This is a genomic window from Shewanella marisflavi, assembly GCF_002215585.1.
Lineage (GTDB): Bacteria > Pseudomonadota > Gammaproteobacteria > Enterobacterales > Shewanellaceae > Shewanella > Shewanella marisflavi.
On sequence record NZ_CP022272.1, the window covers coordinates 1,921,878 to 1,937,945 of the forward strand.

General features: G+C 50.4%; 11 protein-coding genes. 3 read left to right on the forward strand and 8 right to left on the reverse strand.

Annotated features, from left to right (window positions below; all coding sequences use genetic code 11):
* Positions 1-363 precede the first annotated feature (363 nt).
* Both CFF01_RS08380 and CFF01_RS08385 read left to right on the forward strand, forming a co-directional pair.
* Positions 364-3,192, forward strand: coding sequence for an ExeM/NucH family extracellular endonuclease (locus CFF01_RS08380; protein ID WP_088904497.1), 2,829 nt, complete (start codon positions 364-366; stop codon positions 3,190-3,192).
* 269 nt (positions 3,193-3,461) lie between these two features.
* Positions 3,462-4,391 (forward strand): universal stress protein, encoded by a 930-nt coding sequence (locus tag CFF01_RS08385; RefSeq protein WP_140946885.1) that lies wholly within the window; start codon positions 3,462-3,464, stop codon positions 4,389-4,391.
* 35 nt (positions 4,392-4,426) lie between these two features.
* Here the strand turns inward: CFF01_RS08385 and CFF01_RS08390 are convergent, their stop codons facing one another.
* The 4 genes from CFF01_RS08390 to CFF01_RS08405 all read right to left on the reverse strand — a co-directional run bounded on the left by CFF01_RS08390 (position 4,427) and on the right by CFF01_RS08405 (position 9,464).
* Positions 4,427-4,747, reverse strand: coding sequence for a YdbL family protein (locus CFF01_RS08390; RefSeq protein WP_088904498.1), 321 nt, complete (start codon positions 4,745-4,747; stop codon positions 4,427-4,429).
* 21 nt (positions 4,748-4,768) lie between these two features.
* Positions 4,769-4,942: a YnbE family lipoprotein gene (locus tag CFF01_RS08395; protein WP_081953769.1), complete on the reverse strand. Its 174-nt coding sequence runs from the start codon at positions 4,940-4,942 to the stop codon at positions 4,769-4,771.
* Between the two features lie 119 nt (positions 4,943-5,061).
* Complete coding sequence (locus CFF01_RS08400) at positions 5,062-8,502, reverse strand: YdbH domain-containing protein (RefSeq protein WP_088904499.1); 3,441 nt, start codon at positions 8,500-8,502, stop codon at positions 5,062-5,064.
* 107 nt (positions 8,503-8,609) lie between these two features.
* Positions 8,610-9,464: a D-hexose-6-phosphate mutarotase gene (locus tag CFF01_RS08405; RefSeq protein WP_088904500.1), complete on the reverse strand. Its 855-nt coding sequence runs from the start codon at positions 9,462-9,464 to the stop codon at positions 8,610-8,612.
* 256 nt (positions 9,465-9,720) lie between these two features.
* Here CFF01_RS08405 and CFF01_RS08410 point away from each other — a divergent pair, with 256 nt between their 5' ends.
* Positions 9,721-11,511, forward strand: a complete 1,791-nt coding sequence (locus CFF01_RS08410; protein WP_088904501.1) for an acyl-CoA dehydrogenase C-terminal domain-containing protein — start codon at positions 9,721-9,723, stop codon at positions 11,509-11,511.
* 171 nt (positions 11,512-11,682) lie between these two features.
* Here the strand turns inward: CFF01_RS08410 and CFF01_RS08415 are convergent, their stop codons facing one another.
* The 4 genes from CFF01_RS08415 to CFF01_RS08430 form a co-directional block, all read right to left on the reverse strand.
* Complete coding sequence (locus CFF01_RS08415; RefSeq protein ID WP_088904502.1) at positions 11,683-12,285, reverse strand: DUF938 domain-containing protein; 603 nt, start codon at positions 12,283-12,285, stop codon at positions 11,683-11,685.
* A gap of 105 nt (positions 12,286-12,390) precedes the next feature.
* Positions 12,391-14,469 (reverse strand): bifunctional 2',3'-cyclic-nucleotide 2'-phosphodiesterase/3'-nucleotidase, encoded by a 2,079-nt coding sequence (locus CFF01_RS08420; protein ID WP_088905911.1) that lies wholly within the window; start codon positions 14,467-14,469, stop codon positions 12,391-12,393.
* A 288-nt stretch (positions 14,470-14,757) separates the two neighbouring features.
* A complete protein-coding gene (locus tag CFF01_RS08425) occupies positions 14,758-15,219 on the reverse strand; it encodes a group I truncated hemoglobin (protein WP_232479528.1) in 462 nt (153 codons plus the stop codon).
* The gene (locus CFF01_RS08430) at positions 15,219-16,061 is read right to left on the reverse strand and encodes a DUF3034 family protein (RefSeq protein ID WP_088904503.1); all 843 of its coding nucleotides are present in this window, start codon (positions 16,059-16,061) and stop codon (positions 15,219-15,221) included. The genes CFF01_RS08425 and CFF01_RS08430 overlap by 1 nt, the downstream gene beginning before the upstream one ends.
* Between the last annotated feature and the right edge of the window lie 7 nt (positions 16,062-16,068).

The following is a 16,068-nucleotide window of genomic DNA, read 5'->3' on the forward strand; positions in this document are numbered from 1 at the left end:
TGCACAGATTGTTTCAGTGCAGGCCGCCCAGAGCATCAGATCCGCAATCACGGGCGATTAAGATAAGCCTTAGCCCGTGATTGCTTGATTAACTCTTTGGCAATAACCCGCGTTGTTCTTGCTTGTTAAAGCCTGGCTCGTCAAATAAATCCCTGTTCTTTTTCTATCGATTTCACTGCCAAGCGACAATTCTGCTTGTGAGTCGCGTTTGTAACCTCTTTGTCAACAAGCTGATCTATAGTCTGGCCTGTTCTAAGGATCAGCACTGCAGCAATTTGGGCGATAAGACTCAAATGCTGCCGACTCAAACACTAGCCGAACACTAGCCGAACACTAGGTTAATGGATAAATTTAGGGGTTAATATGTTTACCAAAGCAAGTGCGCTTGCCTTGGCCATTGGTGGTGCCTCCACCTTTGCTCAGGCCGCAGACGATTTGATTATTTCAGAATATGTAGAAGGCAGCAGTAACAACAAAGCGGTCGAACTCTACAATCCTACCGATACCAGCATAGAGTTAAGTCAATACCAGCTCGAGTTTTACTTCAACGGCAGCAGCAGTGCCGGGTCTAACATCGCACTGAGCGGTAGTCTGGGGGCAGGTGAAACCTATGTTATTGCCGATAATGATGCCGGTGGTGAGATCTTAGCGGTTGCGGATCAGCTTAGCAGCGCGAGCTTTTTCAATGGCGATGACACCTTGGTGCTGCGCAAACAGGGCGAGGTGATCGATAGCTTAGGTCAGTTGGGGACAGATCCTGGCTCAGAGTGGGGCAGCGGCGAACGCTCTACCCAAAATAACACCTTAAGACGCAACCCTGAGCAGTTGATTGCCGATACTGTGCTCGATGATGCCGTTACCCTGGCGACTTGGACCGGGCATGCTCAGGATGATGTTAGCGATCTAGGTCAGTTTGCCTATCAGGGACCAACAGATCCAACTGATCCAGTTGAGCCGCCGCAATTTCTGGTGTGCCATGATCCGGCGACCTCAATCTCCGCCATTCAGGGCAGCGGTGATATCAGTCCTTTCAACGGTCAGAGCGTGACGGTAGAGGCGATAGTGACCAGCAATCAGGAAGCGGGCCTGAAGGGACTCTTCCTGCAGATGGCCGATAGTGAAACTGATACTGATGCGACCACCTCTGAAGGGGTGTTTGTCTATTCAGGCGGTCAGCTGGGTTATCAGGCGGGCGATCGTATTCGACTGACCGCTTTGGTTAAGGAGTATAACGGTCTGACTGAGCTGACTAATGTCACTGAGCATACCTTGTGTGAAACCGCACAGCCGTTGCCGACAGCCGCCTCGATAACTCTGCCTCTCACGCAAAGCGGTGATTTAGAAGCCGTTGAGGGGATGCGGGTGAGTTTCTCACAAAATCTGGTGGTCAATGAGGTCTATAATCTGGGCCGTTATGGTGAGATCTTATTGGGAAGTCGCCGTCATTTCATCGGCACTCAAGTGGCCGAGCCCGGCAGTGACGCGCTGGCGGTCAGTCAGGCCAATGCACTGGACTCTGTGCTGCTTGACGACGGATTGACCGCGCAAAACCCAGATCCTGTTCGCTATCCCGCCCCAGGGCTGAGCAGCGATAACACTGTACGGGTGGGCGATGCTGTTAGCCATTTGAGCGGTGTGATGCACTATGGCTTTGGTAAATATCGCCTGATGCCAACCGATACGGTGAACTTTGTGGCCACCAACCCAAGAACCGTTGAACCTGAGCTCGCGGCGGGGGGTAACCTTAAGGTGGCCAGCTTTAATGTACTGAACTACTTTAACGGCGACGGACTCGGCGGTGGTTTCCCAACGGCTCGCGGCGCCGATACGCCAAGCGAGTTTGCCCGTCAGCGCGCAAAGATCATCAGCGCCATGACAGCTATCGATGCCGATATTTTCGGCCTGATGGAGATAGAAAATGATGGCTTTGGCAGTGAGTCTGCCATTAGTGATCTGGTAAGCGGCCTGAATCAGGCAGTAGGCGAGAGCAGATATCAATTTGTTTCTGTCTCAACGCCGACTATAGGCACAGATGCTATCACAGTGGGCATGCTGTATCGCAGCGATCGTGTTATGCCTGTGGGTGAGGCTAAGGTGCTCTCCAGTGCCAATTCGCCGCTCGATGAGCAAGGAGACACGCTATTTAACGACGCCAAAAACCGCCCGACCTTAACCCAGACATTTGAGGTCCTTGGTGAGGCTAAGCAGCTTGTGGTGGCGGTCAATCACCTTAAGTCTAAGGGCAGTGATTGTGTTAGCCTGGGAGATCCGGATCAAAACGATGGTCAAGGAAACTGCAATTTGACGCGCACCCGCGCCGCAACCGCCCTAGCTGCTTGGCTAGCCAGTGAGTATGGCGAGCTGCCGACCCTGGTGATCGGTGACATGAATGCCTATGCCAAGGAAGATCCTATCTATGCCCTGCAAAGCGCCGGTTATGTCGAGCTGTTCGATCACTTAGGTAAGTCAGACGCATACTCGTATGTATTCTCCGGTGAAAGCGGCCAGTTGGATCACGCTCTGGCCAATGCTCTGCTGGCGGATCAGGTGGTGGATGTGACCGAGTGGCATATCAACACAGATGAGCCTAGATTGCTTGACTACAACGAGGAGTTTAAGTCGTCAGCTCAGATTGAGTCGCTTTACAGCTCAGATGCCTATCGCTCGTCGGATCACGACCCGGTCGTGATCTCTCTATTGCTTGAGCGTGACACTCTAGCCCCGGTGGCGAGTTTTAGCCAAACGCTGAAAGGGCGCAGCGTGAGCCTAATTAGCACGTCACAGGATGAGGATGGCGAGATAGTCTCTTATCAGTGGGATTTTGGCAACGGTGACAGTGCCACAGGAGAGCAGGTGAGTTATCAGTTTGCCAAGGCGGGTGAATATCCCATAACCCTGACAGTGACAGATAATGATGGCCTGAGCCATAGCGTCACCCAAGTGGTCAAGGTACAGGTCAAGCGTAAAAAGCCTGTGGCCGTGATAGAGCATCTTGATCTTTGGTTTATGGATCTCTTTATCTCTCTAAGTTACGACACTGACGGTGAGCTGGTGTCGCAATCTTGGAAATTTAACGATGGTAATAAGCAAAAGGGGCCTGTGGCCGTCAGTTTTGGCCATAGCGCCAGTAAGGTCAAATTAACGGTTAAGGATAACCATGGCTTAAAAGGTCAGGCAAAGTTGGCTTTCTAATAGCAGCTGTTTTAAACGGCCACCCTAGGGTGGCCTTTTTTTTGGCGTAAAATTTTATAATAAACTGATTTTATTCGATATCTAATTCACTTGCTGATTGCTAATAGCTAAAGGTTTCCATAGGCCCTGTGTTAGGTAAAAATGTTCTTAACAATAATCATTTCTATTATCATAAGCTTGGCGGTAAGCCTCGTCATTACTGGGCTGGCGCCACTTTTCTGGCCAACGGGTGGGCTAAACTTAATGTCGAATCCGAGGAGAGTAAGCTTATGGATAGCTATCAGAGATTATTAGTGGTTGTAGATGAACACGATTTTAGCCTAAAGGCCGTATCCCGGGCCGTATACCTGGCCAGTAAAACCCATGCGGTCATCATTGTCATGATGTTAGAGCACAGCCATTTTGTTAACCGACTGGTGGATACCTTCGAGTCTGAAAATAATGGTGAGCAGTTTCAGCCACAAACCAAGGAGCGTAAACAGAGTTGTCTCACAGCCTTTATTCGCCAGGCGGCGCAATCGGGCCTGAATATTTCTAAAGCATCGATCGCCTGTCATTCCAGCGATGATGTGCTGCAGTTTTGCGAAGACTACAGGGTGGATGCGGTGATCTTGGCGGCGTCACGGCATAAGCTGTGGAACTGGCTCACCATCAAACCTTTGGATGTGCGTTTGATCCGCGAATCTTCACGTCCTGTGGTTGTGGTTAAAGATCACATCTGGCATCCGGGAGGCCATATCCTGTCATTGGTGGAGCCCTGTGCCGATGATCTGATGCACAAAGAGTTAAATGAAGCCGTGCTGCAGACCTCTGAGCATTTCTCTGAGTTACTATGTGGCGATTGCCACCTCATTGATTGCTACTATGGTGATACACCCAGTATCTCATTTCATCAGACGGTATCGCCTGCTAACGATGAGCACTTCCATCTGCAGCAGATGTCTCAATATTCGAGCCGTTATCATCTCCAGCCTGAAAATACGCCCAGTAACAAGCATATTCACCTGACTAAATCTTTGCCGGAAGATGCTATTGAGTCGTTGGCGAAAGAGGTGGATTCTGAGTTGGTGATCGTTGGCGATACGGGTAAAACTGACCTGTTTTCAAGCCTCTGTGGTAACGTGGGGGAGCAGGTGATTGATAGGATCCAGTGCGATCTTCTCGTGGTGAAGGCAAGAGGTATCGGCGCCATGCAGTGAGTTAGGCCAGCGACAGCGTGTCGCTGGCTAACCTATTACTTTTTAATCCATTTGCCTTGCGGTGTTTGGATGTAGTGTCCCTTATCGGCAGCCGCTATCGCTTTTTCTGCGGCGAGTTTGGCAACATCATTGACGCTTATCTGGTTCTTAAGAGCGATCTTTTCATAGTGGGCCTTGCGTTTGGCATTGACCGACTTGGCCAGCGCACTGGCTTCGCCGCTATTAACCACCACACCTAAGTAGCCATTTATCTGTTCACCCACTAGCCCCTGCGCCTTAGCGTCTTGTAGTGAGATGGCAAAGGCATTGAGGCTAAGAAGAAGTCCGGCCATCAAGACAAGTATTTTGCTTTTCATTTGAATCACCTTATACCTTGATTAGAAGAGTTCATCGTTGTTAATCAGCTCATCGAGCTCTTTATCAACCTTAATCTTGATCTCATGTTCAATCTTAACGTTAAGGTTGATGACGATAGGCTTCTCTGGTGGCTCTATCTTCACCGTTGGCGTGCAGCCACCAAGAAGCAGCAGGCCGGTTAGCCCTAGGGTCATGGTTGGCAAGGTTAGCAATTTTTTCACTGTGCTTCCTTAATCTGGTTGATGGTGAGCTTAGGCTTATGAACTTAGAATACGCTGGGCAATATGACCATAAGCTGAACGTTTACTTGAGGTTAGTTTGCCATCGCGCGCTCAATTTCAGTCTGCAGTCTATCACCTATTTGTAAACTCTTGAGTAACTGCAACATATTTTCTTCCTGAGCGTAGTTCAAATGTATGGGGCGTTCAATATCCTTGGCCCGACCTTTGACCTGTACTTTTAGTTGGGCATCGCCGTTGGCTGCCATGTCGAAGCTACTCGACAGCTGGGTATAGTGCAGCTCCTCCAGTGCCGAGAAGGCGAAATCCAGGTAGGGCTGCGACACTCGCATCTGTACTACGGCGGGATTATCGTCAACCTTGATCAAGCCGCCGGGCGCTCGAGCCGCCAACTGGCCATTGTTAACGCTAACCTTGCCCTGTTCGAGACTGACTGGCAGTACGCCATCGAAGATGCCGTCGGCGTAAATCCCGGTTTGCGGCTGCGCGGCGAGCAGCTGCGCAAGATCCATCCCCTGCAATACCAGATAGGCTGAGGAGGAGGCGCCCAGATTTAGGTTGAAGATGGGTAGCAAGATCTCACCGCCTAGCGTTTTGGCGGTGCCGTTAAGTTTCACATCCGCGCCGTTAAGGCCTATGGTGGCGTCCAGCCCTTTGCCGATATCGAGTTTAAAATTGGCATTAGCATTAAGATCCGTGAGTAACACTCCGGGATTAAAAGCGGCGACCTTAAGGTTTATCTGCTGACAGTTTATCGCCACATTGAGCCCATTTACCTTGTTATCATTGCCTGTGAGCTTACACAGGGCTGTGAATTGGGCTTGCTCAAATGGCAGTGCCTGAAAGCTGCCCTCGCTTATCTGCATGCTTGGTGTTAACGCCATAGTGAAATCCAGGCTATCCCGTTGCCAGGTTAGACTATGAGTGCCTTCTAGCTGGGCATCTCCAATCAAGAGGAGCTTGGATGGCATCCCCCTGAGGCGAGAGAGGCGCGCGACGATAGCGTTGGCGTCATTGATCATATTGAGCTGCCCGGTGAGCTGCTGTGGCTGTAGCGCCTGAGAGAACAGCATCTGGTGCTGACTCTCAAAAGGGAGCTTGTCTAACAGCCAGGATTCTTTGGTCTCTAGTCGGTAACTTGGCTGCTTATTTTGATTTGCGATCAAATTATTTGATTGCTCAGAGGTCAGCCCCCGCCATTGAATCGCTTGATTGAGACTCGCTTCAGGCAGGGAATATAAGGTCTTGCTGCGCAATTTATTGAGGCGCATGCCCTGCTGCTTGAGGGTTAATTGGGTCAGCTTATAATCAAGCTCACTCTGCCAGGGCGTATTAAGTAATGTCTCTAACGTCAACAGACGGATTAGGTTTTCGCCTTGCTCGTCTGCCGATCTGTTGTCTCCTGCCTTGAGGTCAATCGCTTTTGTCTCAAGGGTCAGATGCTCAAGCTGCAGTTGATTACTCAGTGCTTGGCCCTTGGCATCTTGCGTTTCCTGACTGGCTCCCAGGGAATTAATGGCAAGTGTTAGGGGAGCAATATGCACGTGTTTTTGGCTCAGGGTTAATCCCTGCTGGGCGCTAAAACTCAGGTTGTCGGCATTTAGCTTTGCAGCTTGCCCTGGCTCGTTAAGTTGTGGTGATAGGGTGAGAATATCCAGCTTTGATAACTCAGCGGTTTGCAGCGCGCCATGACGCAACTTGATGTGGCCAGCGCCAAGGGTCGTGCTTGTCTGCGAGCTGATCAGGCTCGCCATGGCGGCGGGCTCAATGGGCGCTGCGCCCTGGCGGGATGAGTGCGTTGACGGCCAGCGAAGCCGATGCTTAGCCGTTTTGATATTCACCGCTTGCCAAGTCAGCTCAAGTTCTGGGTCTGCACCGGTTTGAAATTCGAGCTCAAGGGGCGAGGGGAGCTCTGCGTCGATACCGCTTGCCCCTACCTCTAGCTGTCGATGATTAAAGCCGGGCTCGGATAGACTCGCACTGCCACTTACACTCAAGACGATATGTTGATTTTGGTGAGCTGTGTCTTGCTCACCACTAATACTGCCCGCCAAGGAGATTTGAGCCTTTGCTAGCGATAGACGGTTCATGCTGGCGCCTGCGCAGTGGCCATCGACTGGATTGTCGGGGGGCAGTGCGATACAAAGCGCTTGGTTAACTTCGCCTGATACTTGCCAATCTGCCCCTAAGCGCCAGTGAGTGGCAGGCGCAGATGTTGGCGCTGCGCCTGTCGCTGTTTGCATCAGTTTGCTCAACTCAAGGTCGCTCAGCTTGGCCGTGAGCTTATTTTCACCAAGGGTTAGGCTTGCCGTCATTGCGGTAAGATTCAGGCGCTGGTGGGCAAGGTTGTAGTCGAATGCTACTTTTCCAGTCTCTGTCTCTGCTTGGCCCAAGTTGAGTGTTAGTCTTATCTGAGGCTCTGTTGGTTGAGAGCCATTCCCTACAAAATCAGCGCCTTGTGGCGTCAGCTGAGTTAATAGACCATTGAGCATAGGGGAGTGACTGCTGACGAGGGGCTGAAATTGTTCCGGGCTCAGCGCCAGCTCTAATTGCGTCGGTGCAAGCGATAGCTGCAGATCGGTTAAGGGGCCTTTCAGATCAAGCGTTATCCCCCTGCGCATGTTAGTCACATCTGTGATTTCCAGCTTGAGCGGATGCTTAAGCGGCTGACCGCCAAGGCTGGCAAGCGCTAGCTCAAGGTCGCTGAGTTGGTGGCTAGAGGTCAAGCTCCCCTGGGCAAGATCAAGCTGCATCTCTGAGTCGAACTTGCCCTTTAGGAAGATCTCCTCGGTCAATATTCTTTTCAGCTGGTGCAGGGCGATAACTGACGCGCTGCTTTGGGTGTTGAGGGGCGATAAACTGGAAAGCTCTGTAACAAATTTAGAGAGGTTATCAAGAACCATTTGGCTGGAGAGCTGCCAACGGGTCTTTTCAAGCGTCGCATTGAGGGTGAGTAGCGGCGATTGATAGAAACTCAGCGCGCTTGTTAACCGTCCCTTGTCATCAAGATTGAGGTAATCAAGGCTCAGCCCCAAAGGCCTTGCTATTGCCGCACTGCTTAGCACCTGTGTCTTGAACGTGACTCGGCCTATGGCTATCTGAGGCAGCTTGCTGAGTTCCAGTGCGCCGGTAGCCGAGTCATCTTGTTGCGCGCCCAAGCGTTCAAAAAAGTCTGTGGCAAGGTCTACCTCGATTTGACGTATCGCCAGTGAGTCGAGACCTTGTAGCCCCATAGGACCATCTAACCAGTTTGGCGTCAGTTGAAGCTGCAGATCATGCAGTGTGACCAGGCTGTTGTGGACCCTAAGTTGCAGCAGGGGGAGGCGAAGGTGAACCAAATCACTGGGGGTGAGGTGCAGAGAGACAATCTGCACGCCAGCATCTTTCAGATATGGGTTGAGCAGGCGCTGAGTGAGGCTGGCCAGTTGTGATGCCACTATGCCCAACAGGAGTACGAGCATCAAGGCGATACCAAGAAGCAAGGTTTTGCTGGGTCTAAAAAGGCGTCGCCACATCAGTCCTTGTCTCGTGGGTGGTTAGTTACTGCTTGAGTTTATCATTGATTAGCGCCGCGAGGACAGAGACTGCGGCGCTTCTTAAGCGTAATCCTAAGGCGTTATTCTTAGGCGCTTGGTTGCCAGCGGATATGGGTAGCCAGGGTGTGAGACTCACCAGGGGCCAGCGTGACTTTGTCGTCCAACACATTTGCGGCCTCAAGGCAGACCATGGTCAGGTAGTCCTTGTCATTAAAACGAGATAATCGTTTCGACTTATCTATCCAGGGATTCCACAAGATGGCCGAGTGACTGTTTTCACGGCGTACTTCTATGGTGCCGTTTGGCGTATGCAGCAGTTGGCAATCCCCCAGTTGGCTGTAGACTCTGTCCGTTTCCCGGTCAAAGCGTACCTCATCGCCATCCTGAGTGTAGGGGCCTTCACCAAATTCGATATAGTTCGCGCCACTAAAGCCACTGGCTTTGAGCTGATGAATATTCTCGATGGGAAAGTAAGTGTGCAGTGCTTGCGTCAAACTAAAAGGAGTCTCGCCAAGGTTGGTGTTAACCAGTTTAACGCTCAAGCTGTCGCTTAAGTTGAAGATGAGTTCAACGCGGTTCTGGTGAGGCCAATACTGCTTATCTGCATCATCGACGGTGAGACTGAATTTAAGTTCTACCGTTTGGTCTTGCATCTGTACGGCATCGAGTTGCCATAAGCGAGTGCGGGCAAATCCATGTTGTGGCCATTGGGGATTTTCATGCATGCCGAACCAGGGCCAACAGACGGGGATACCGCCACGAATGCCACTGCCGGGCTGGAAATCGTCGGCGCTGGAGACCCAGAGTAAAGGTGCTTGGCCTTTTGGCTGAAAGCGCTCTATCTGTGCGCCCTGCATAAAGATACGTGCTTGACAGAGATCGGTATCGACCTCGACATATTCGAGTCCTTGGGGATGTTTTTTAATGGTCACTGAACCCATATTGGCTCCTCATGGTTTAAGGCTTGGGCAGGAAAAGTCTATAACGACTTAGCTTACAGAGTTTTGTGCTTCAGGATAAGTATGACCTTGATTGTTTTTTACGGTTTTGCTGTTTTGTAGTGAAAACAGCGTGCCGATAGGGCTGTTTTTTTAAGCCGATTTGGGTAAAGTGGTCGGAGCACTATTGTTGAGTGAGCGCTAAACTGCTCAACTGTACCTGTTCGTTTTGGAATTCGACAAATAGAAGGAAAATGGAATGCCAATCTATCAAGCTCCACTGCGTGACTATCAGTTTATTCTCTCTGAACTCCTTAATGTGTATCAGCGTGATGATCTTCAGGGATTTGACGACATCGATGCCGAACTTGGCGACGCCATCTTACAAGGCGTCGCCGACTTTACCACAGAGATCATGCTGCCCCTAAACAGTGTGGGCGACCTTGAAGGCTGCCAACTGGTCGACGGCGAGGTAAAAACCCCAGCAGGGTTTAAAGATGCCTATCGTCAATATATCGATAATGGCTGGGCGACGCTGACTAGTGACCCTGAGTATGGCGGTCAAGGGCTGCCTGAATGTATCGGGGTGTTTGCCACCGAGATGAAGACGGCGACCAATATGGCCTTTGCCATGTATCCGGGGTTGACCCATGGGGCCTACGCCGCGATCCATGCTCATGGCAGCGAAGCGTTAAAGGCTAAATACCTTGAGAAGCTAGTGTCGGGTGAGTGGACCGGCACAATGAACCTTACCGAGGCTCACGCCGGCACTGATCTGGCGCTACTGCGCACTAAGGCCAAGCCTGTTGGGGAAGATACCTACGCGATTACGGGGGAGAAGATCTTTATCTCTTCGGGCGATCATGATCTGGCCGATAACATAGTTCACCTGGTGCTGGCGCGCTTACCCGATGCGCCCGCGGGGGTGAAGGGGATCTCCCTGTTTGCCGTGCCTAAGTATCTGATTAATGACGATGGCACCTTAGGTTGCCGCAATGGCGTCGAGGTGAGTGGCCTAGAGCATAAGATGGGGATCCACGGCAACTCTACCTGCGTCATGGTGTTTGACGGGGCAATCGGTGAGCTGGTGGGCGAGCCACATCAAGGCCTAAGAGCCATGTTCACCATGATGAATGAGGCCAGACTCGGGGTGGGGGTGCAAGGCTTGGGTGTGTCTGAGATCGCCTATCAAAATGCCTTAAGCTACGCAAGGGATCGCCTGCAAGGCCGTGCATTAAGTGGCGTGAAGGCTAGCGAGTCTCCCGCGGACCCGATTTTGGTACATGGCGATGTCAGGCGCATGTTGATGGCGCAAAAGGCCTTTAATCAGGGGGCTAGGGCACTCATGGGCCAGCAGGCGCTTTGGCTCGATGAGTCTCATCGCCACCAGGATAAGACCCAGGCGGCCAAGGCGGCGAAACTGGCAGCGCTGTTTACTCCAGTGGTGAAAGGCTTCGTTACCGACCAAGGCTTTAAAGCCTGTGTCGATGCCCAGCAGGTTTACGGCGGTCATGGCTATATTCATGAGTGGGGCATGGAGCAGTTTGTGCGCGATAGCCGCATCGCCATGATCTACGAGGGGACCAATGGGGTTCAGGCCTTGGATCTGGTGGGGCGTAAGTTATTGGGTGATAGAGGGGAAGCGCTCGGCATTTGGTCTGAGATGGTGAAGCCATTTGTGGCCGAGCATCTCTCAGATGAGGCGTTGAAACCCTACCTGCTGCCGTTGATGGAGGCCAGCACAGATCTTGAAAAGGCGACCCACTTTATCGTCGAAAACGGCGCCAAACAGCCCGACATTATCGGTGCAGCGTCCATGCCCTATATGCAGATCTTAGGGATTGTTGCCCTGGGCTGGATGTGGGCCCGCATGGCGGTAATGGCTCAGCAGGCACTTGAGCGTGGTGAGGATCAAGCCTTTTATGCCAATAAGCTGGTGACGGCGACATTCTACATGAACTACTGGGCACCTCAGACCTTGAGTCTGCGCCGCCAGATAGAGCGCAGTAGCCTGCAGTTATCTGAGTTGGTCGATAGCGACTTTGATTAACAGTAAAAAGGGCCGAGAGGCCCTTTTTTTATGGCTAGCGTTTTGTTCAAAGCTTAAGGTCAAAGCTTAACTTGCCTGGCACTAGCGGCTAAAACATTAGCGGTTAAAACGTTATCCTCTGAAACCTTAACCTTTGAAGCCTTAACCTTTTAAGCCATAGCCGCTCAAACCTTAGCGGCGGAAATGGAGCAGGCGATTGTTGGCCGGCATTGGATGATCGGCGATCAGGCTTAGACCTGCCTCATTGGCCAGTGTGGTGATCCATTCTATGTCGCGAATACCGCTGTGAATATTGCGATGTTTTAGCCAGATATCGAATTGGCGATTACTCTCGCTGGTATATTGATTGTCATAGTTAAAAGGCCCATAGACACAGAGTGAGCCCTTATCACTTAAGTGACGATCGACGCCTTTAAAGAAGTCGACAACCATGGCCTGACTCATGATGTGCAGGGTGTTGGCGCTGAAGATGCCGTCGATCTCTGCCTGTTCTAGTGGCCAGGGGGCGGTAACATCCAGTGCCATCGGAGGATGGATATTCTTACCGCCTTGCAAGGCGATGCGCTCGCTTAAGGGACCTAGATACTCTGCTTGATCACTGGGATACCAGGTAAGATGCGGCAGGTGCTGGGCAAAAAATACCGCGTGCTGACCTGTACCACTGCCTATTTCAAGTACCTGACGGGTTTGGCTAAAGCTCTGTTTGAGCACGGCCAGGATAGGGTCTTTGTTGTTTTCGCAAGATTGGGAGTAGGGAAGTTGACTGAGCGACATGATGCAAATGATTGGTGAACTGTGATTGCCAATCTACGCTATTTTGCGTTCTGTTCGCAAGCCAATAAAAAAGCGCCCAAAGGCGCTTTTTTTAGGTAGGAACCGTTACTTGGCAACAGGCTCTGTGGTCAAGTCGATACGATAGACGGCAAAGCCTAGCGAATCAGGCTCAGCAAGTTTTTCCATCTTACGTAGTTGGTTTTCACTGATGAACTTGTCGGCTTTGTCGCTGTTTTGCGTTTCGAAACGAATGTCCAGCGCAACCTGGGTGTTGATGGTCTTAAAGTCCCAGTTGTAGTCGGCACGTGGGTCAACCATGTCATCATAGCCGCCCTGATCGTTTGGCTTAGACTGCGCCGTGATATAAGCCGCTAATGCCTCGCGGTTGGTGTCAGGCAGTTCCATCACAACATAATCAGAACCCGTACCGGCAAATTTACCGCCGAAGGCGCGGTAGTTATTAGATGCCACGATAAATTCCTGACTGTTTAGCGCTTCACCTGTGATCACCTCACCGTCAGGTGTGGTGTAGGCAAGATCGACGATGCGATTCGCATTTTCGTTGCCAGCAACGATTGCGCAGTCGCGGTCAAACTTACTCGGCTGGGTGACATCAATCTTATAGGTTACGCCATCGATCACATCGAAGTTGTATGTTGGATGGCCATTCCAGTTGATCAATGACTGTGGTGCACTCGATGTTGGGTCAATCTGGTTGAACTGGTTGGCACTACATTCTAGCCAGTCTTTCAGTTCGACACCTGTGAGCTTCACCGCCACCATAGTATTAGGGTAGAGGTAGAGATCGGCAGCGTTCTTAAAGGTTAGATCGCCAGCATCAACCTGAACAAATTGCGAAGCATCGGCCTCGGTGGCATGGCGACCACCCGCTTTAAAGGGGGCTGCGGCAGACAGTACAGGGATCTCTTTTAAGGATGTTGGTAGCTTGGCCGTGACCTGGGCAATTTGCGCGTCGGACACTATCTGCACCGTTGGATCATCCTGCACTAAGGTAAGGAAGCTGTACATCTCGGCGGCGGCGACACCAATAGGTTCATCGACAAAGGCCAAGGTGCCCTGGTGTTCCAGCTCAACCGCATCGTGAATGTCTTTATCTGCCTGAACTAACTCGACTTTGTTGGCACCGTCATAGATAGGGCGTGCTTCGGTTTGTGCATCGGTTACCGACCAAGCGCCATCTTTGAGGGTGAGTTTAAGGTCAACCACCCCTAAGTTATCGCCCCAACGGCCAGGCATGACGGCTGCTACGCCGTTGAGCAAACCTTTTTCCACGTCGGTATTAGGTAGATCGGCATAGTTGGCATGAGGGAAGATCGAGTGGCTGTGACCAAACATGATGGCATCGATGCCTTCAACATTGGTGAGTGCGAACGTGGCATTCTCGGCCATAGGATCGCCAGGGTTTTCTGATGAACCTATACCAGAGTGAGGAATGGCGATGATCACATCGGCGCCTTCAGCCTTCATTTTTGGCACGAAAAGCTTGGCGGTTTCGATGATATCTTTGGCTTCAACCCTGTCCGTCAGGTGCTGCTTATCCCACAGCATGATTTGTGGCGGTACAAAGCCGATATAGCCAATCTTGATTGTGTGTTCGCGGCCTTCGGTATCAATAACCACTTTTTCTTTGATCAAATAAGGCTTAAACAGGTTTTCGCCGTTTTTGACATCGTTCCAGCAATCATCTGCCGCGCAGTAGACGTTAGCGTTGATATAAGGAAATTCTGCACCACTTATCGCCTTTTCAAGGAAATCCAGGCCATAGTTAAACTCGTGGTTACCAATATTGCCAACATCATAGTCTAAGGTATTCATTGCCTTATAGGCAGGATGCACGTCACCCTCTTGTAGACCGACTTTGGCCATGTAGTCGCCCATTGGACTGCCTTGTAAAAGGTCGCCATTGTCGACTAATACAAAGTTGGGGACTTCTTTACGGGCTTCATGGATCAGGCTGGCGGTGCGAGCCAGACCAATAGTAGGATCCACTTTTGATTGATAGTAATCAAAATCCATGATGTTGGTATGCAGATCTGTGGTTTCCAGAATTCTCAGATCGACACTTGCCGTGGTGATTTTGTCATCATCGTCATCATTCCAGCTACAGGCGCCAAGTCCGACTGTCGATGCGATAACAACTGCTAATAGTTTTTTATTAAACATAACCATCAATCTCTATTATTATTTTTGACCCCGAAGCCAACCTAGTTAGCTTCATGTGTGAACTTAATCACATCAGCTCTTTATGATTAGAGCTTTTGCTTCAAGTTCGGGCTCAATTATAGATAGATGATATGTAAAAACTATGACATCTAACGTCCTTTAGGTATCAATTTGTATCGAACTGCTGCTTGTTTGTTCGGTTAGCTTGCGATGTGTTATTCCATTGTTAATTAAAGGTATTTTGTAGGTGTTTTATTCGGTTTGTAAGTTAATGCTAAAAAAGCTGCATCAGTGGTAGGTAATGTCGCTATACATAGGAGCCAACTTTGCGAGTAGGGCATTTCTTGTTGAGATCGGAATATTTTGCTGCTTCATTGCAGCGATCAGATGGCCAACAATAGCATCGAAGTCAGCTTGGGTAATATTGAGTCCTTGGTGGGAATTAAACATTGTTTCACCTTGATAGTTGCAGTCCCCACCGGTAATGACACATAGGTGCTCAATAAATCGCTGCCTAAAAATCGCAATGTCAGTTTGTTCAAAGTGGTGACGAATGAGTTTATCGTTGGCAATATTCGTTAAAAAGTCATCGGCGATAAGGGTGATCCCTTCTGTTTTTCCCAATTGCTCGTACACAGTGGTGTTACTGCTAGCACAACCTGTGAATATCAATACTAAGCCAACTAGCATGACCATAAAGGGAAAGCGGTGTGGTTTACTTTGCTGGTTTATATGTCTAATTAGGTTCATCACAAGGCTCCTTCAATCGAGATATACCAGCCTTGCTGATTTTCATAGCCAGCAATGCTACCAAGGTCCGTATAGGCCGTGACGACCGAAAGGTGCTTATTCACAAACCAAGCGAGAAAGATATCCTGCCAGTCGTTTTCGGTAGCGAAGCTGAGTTGATCTGGCTTTTGCCGATACTCGTAACCGATAGCCAAGTTATCGGTGAGCAAGAGTGCGGCTGAACCTTCAAATACCCACTGATAACTGTCGTCTTTAGTGTTGCCAAAGCCCAAGAGGCCTATTTGGTTGGCTTTTGTGGCTCTAACGGTCGCGTTGAGTAACAGGTTTCTTCCTGCGATGGCATCGAAAAAAAGTTTGCTGGCCGCTACATAGGCATCTAATCCCGAATCATCTAGGGCGCCTACAGCCTGTGGGATGGTAAAATCATCGACCCGTTTATATTGCAGCCCAAGGGTCAGTTGAGGTATTGCGCTATATAATAACTCGCCAGCCAATTTGTATTTTACGCCAACAATATCTTGTCCTAGTTCACCACCTAAACTGTCTAAATCGAAGGTTTGTTTGGCAATACTGAATTCAAATCGATTATCGATAGCTAAAGATGCACCCACCACGCGTAAACTAAAATCATCGACCGATACCGAGGTCAGCATTGCGGTCGCGGACCATTCGCCGCTACTGGCATAACCATTAATCACCGCCCAAGGAACGATACCGCCCCCCGCGCTGCCCTCTATGGTACTCGCGCCCCCTGTTGCGATGACTTTACTTGTATTTGCCAGTGCGCCGCCACTTAATAGGGTGAGCAGTATTAACGAGGAGACAGTTTTTAATTTCCACATAGAGGCA